The organism is Rhizobium sp. BR 317 (assembly GCF_047445835.1).
In the GTDB taxonomy this organism is placed as follows: Bacteria; Pseudomonadota; Alphaproteobacteria; order Rhizobiales; family Rhizobiaceae; genus Rhizobium; species Rhizobium paranaense.
Genome location: NZ_JARWLB010000068.1, coordinates 1 through 3482 on the forward strand (window position 1 = coordinate 1; position 3482 = coordinate 3482).

Consider the following 3482-nt stretch of genomic DNA (forward strand, 5'->3'; position numbering starts at 1 on the left):
CACCAAGGATCTGACCGCTAATATCGCTCGCACCAGAAAGGGAGATGTCCTTGTGGCCGGTAACGGCAGCGGCAGTAACGGTCGCGCCATTGACGTCGATCGTACCAGCGGCCTCGATGGTCGATGCCGCCGCAGCACCGTTGGTTGAGACCGAAAGATCACCCGCCTGGCCAAGCACGACAGTGCCGCCGGCGGCATCGGTGGCGTCAAAGTCGATGCCGGCAACCAGCGTCTGCACCGACAAGCTCTGGCCAGTGATCGATATGTTGCCGGCGCCAAGGATCTGATCGGTAACGCTTATGGCGCCGCCAAGCGTCACGTCTCCATGGGCGGTGACCGTATCGGCAGTGACGGTCACACCACTGGCACTGAGATCGCCTGCCGATAGCAACGTGCCTGCATCAAGCACGCCGGTCGCGGCAAGTGTCAGATCACCGCTATTGGCGAGCACAATGCCGCCGTTGGCTGCAGTCGCGGCGAAATCGATACCGGAGACGATGGCACCGGCGGTGATGTTGGAGCCGGATATGCCGATGTCACCGCCGCTGAGAACTTGTCCGCTGACGGTGGTGGTCCCGGAAACGCTGATATTCCCAAGGCCGGTGATCGCGTCGGCGGTAATGGTCGCGCCATTGACGTCGATCGCACCAGCGGCCTCGATGGTCGACGCCGCCGCAGCACCGCTGACCAAGACCGTCAGGTCACCGCTCTGGCCAAGCACGACAGTGCCGCCGGCGGCATCGGTGGCGTCAAAGTCGATGCCGGCAACCAGCGTCTGCACCGACAAGCTCTGGCCAGTGATCGATATGTTGCCGGCGCCAAGGATCTGATCGGTAACGTCCACGCGACCGCTTGCGGTCGTCGTGCCGATCGCGCCGCCGAGTATCATGTCGCCATGGGCGGAGATATCGTCGGCCGCAATGGTCGCGGCGCTGGCAGTAAGATCGCCTGACGACAACAGCGTTCCGGCGCTGAGCGCGCCGGACGCCGTCAGTGTCAGATTGCCGGTTCCGGCTGCCGTGGTACCAAGGACAATCGTGCCGCCGGCCGCGTTGGTGGCGGCAATATCGACGCCGGAGACGAGGGCGTCGGCGGCAATGCTGGAACCGGAGAGGTTGACATTGCCAGCGCCGAGAACCTGGCCGCTGATGTCAATACGACCGCTGCCGGCCGTCGTGCTGGTGGTGCCGGCAAGGGTGATGTCCTTATGGCCTGTGATATTGTCGGCAGTGATCGTCTGACCGACCACATCGATCGTGCCGGCCGACAGGATGGTGCCCGCCTTTATGGCGCCGGCGCTGTCGTTGATGGTCAGATCGCCGCTATTCGCCAACACGATATTGCCGCCGGCCGCCTGGGTCGCGGCAAAATCGACGCCGGAGGCGAGAAGATCGGCGCTGACGCCATTGGTGTTGCCATTGATGGTGATCGCACCGGCAGCAAGCAGTTGGCTGCTGACATCGACGCCGCCATCGATGCCGACATTGCCGTGGCTGGTGATATTGGTTGACTGCAGCAGTGCCGCCTGGGCCGTCAGATCACCGGCCGACAGCAGGGTATCGACGTCGGTCGTGCCGGCGCCGGCGGTCAGATCGAGCGTGCCGGAGGACCCGAGAGCGATAGTGCCGCCCGCTGCATCGGTGGCGGCAAAATCGACGCCCGAAGCAATTGTTGCCGCCTGAATGCCTTGGCCGTTGATGGCGACATCGCCCGAGGCGAGAAGCTGTCCGGAAATATTGGTGGCGGCGTTGATGCCGACAGCACCATGCGAAGTGACATTTTGGGCCGTCAGCGACGTCGCATCGACCGTGATGTTGCCGGAGGACAGCAGGCTTGCGGCATTGACCGCACCGCTTGTTGCCGTCAGTTGCAGGTCGGCAGCACTCGCCAGCACGGTTTTGCCCGCCGCATCCGCCTGGGTGGCGGCGATGTCGAGACCGGAGACGGTGGCGCCGCTCGAGATCGACCGGCCGGTAGCGGCAATTGTACCCTGAGCAAAGACCGTGCCGGCAACGGAAATATCGAGACCGGCATTGAGGCCGATATTGTTGTAGCTCAGCAGCGAGGCGGCCGAGATCGAACCGGAGGTCGCGGTGATCGACAGCGCACCCGTGCTGTTGGCAGCTCCCGTCAAAGCGATATTGCCGGCCGAGGCCAAAAGCGTCGCCGTGCCACCGGCCGTGACATTGGCGGCGGCAATACCGCCGGCCGAGCTCATCACCAGATTGGCGGCGCTGTTGCTGTCACCCGCGACACTCAGCAGGCCACCGCCGCTCAACAGGGTAATATCGTCGTCGGCCGCGACCGACTGCAGGGTAATCCCCTGATCGGCCTGAATGGCGACCTTCGCCTTCGAGCTCACCTTGGCGGCCGTAATCTTCTGCTTCGAGGTGATGCTGACGCCCTGGCTACCCGAGGCATTGCCGATCGAGATCTTGCCATCGGCCGACAGCGACAGTTCGCCGGCATTGGCGGCCATGTCGCCGCTCATGTTAACGCCGGCACCCTTCTCGGTAACGACGATCTTAATGCGGTCGGCCTGCATGGCGCCGAGCGCCGTGCCGTCGATCGCATATTCCGGTGTGCCGGAGGTGGCGGTCAGCGCTGTGGCCTCGCCGGTCGCATAGTTGTATTGGCTGGCACCGCCCGTCAGACGGACGGTCTTGCCGTAGATCGGCGCATTGACGTGGATGTTGCGCGCAACGACGTCGAACAGATCGACAGAACCGGGGCTGGCGGCAAAATTGCCCCCTGCTCCTTCGAAGGTGACATCACCGCCATTGACGGTGAAACCCGTCAGGCTGCCGTCGCTGCCGATCGTGGGCACACCGGTGGTCAGGGTGGCATGCGGCGTGTTGATGAAGCCGCAGCCATTGCAGGTTATTCCGTTGGGGTTAGCCACTATGACGTCGGCGCGACCACCGAACACTTCTATTGGACCGTTCAGCGCCGAGCGATTGGAACTGGTCACCTCGTTCAAAATGACCGAGGCCGGGTTCGAGCCATTGAGGTTGGGATTGCCCGGCGTGACGCCGCCAAGGTTCGAGGTGCCCTGCTCGCCCTTGAAGTTGTTGAGGATCGCGCCCTGGGTGCCAACCGACAGGCTGTCGTATTTGTTGTGTGACAGGCCGGCGGCGTTCGGGGTGACGATGTCGATCAGCGGCACGCCGTTCGGCGCAGCCCCGACACTCGGCTGGTTGGCGGCGGGCGCCGTCGTGCTTGCCGATATCGATTGGGCATTGGCAATCGCCGGCTGTAAAAACAGAAGCGCGCTAAGGGTGACGGCCAGCGATTGCCGTCCGAGGCGCGCAAGCCGGTGAATGGCATTGCTTGCCGTCGACCGAAAGACAATCCGCTCATTGAACGATTTGTTGGAATCCTGCCCTGAATGTTTACGCACGATACGCTCTCGCCCTTTTGAGGCTAGGCCACGTCCGCGGATCTCGCAGGACAATGTCGCCTATATCTTGCCTCGCCCGGAC

The 3482-nt window shown here is 63.3% G+C and carries 1 protein-coding gene; it reads right to left on the bottom strand.

What is annotated here, in order from left to right; all coding sequences use genetic code 11:
• On the bottom strand, positions 1-3400 hold a 3400-nt coding region (locus QD357_RS31545), incomplete at its 3' end, for a filamentous hemagglutinin N-terminal domain-containing protein (protein ID WP_414125906.1).
• Between the last annotated feature and the right edge of the window lie 82 nt (positions 3401-3482).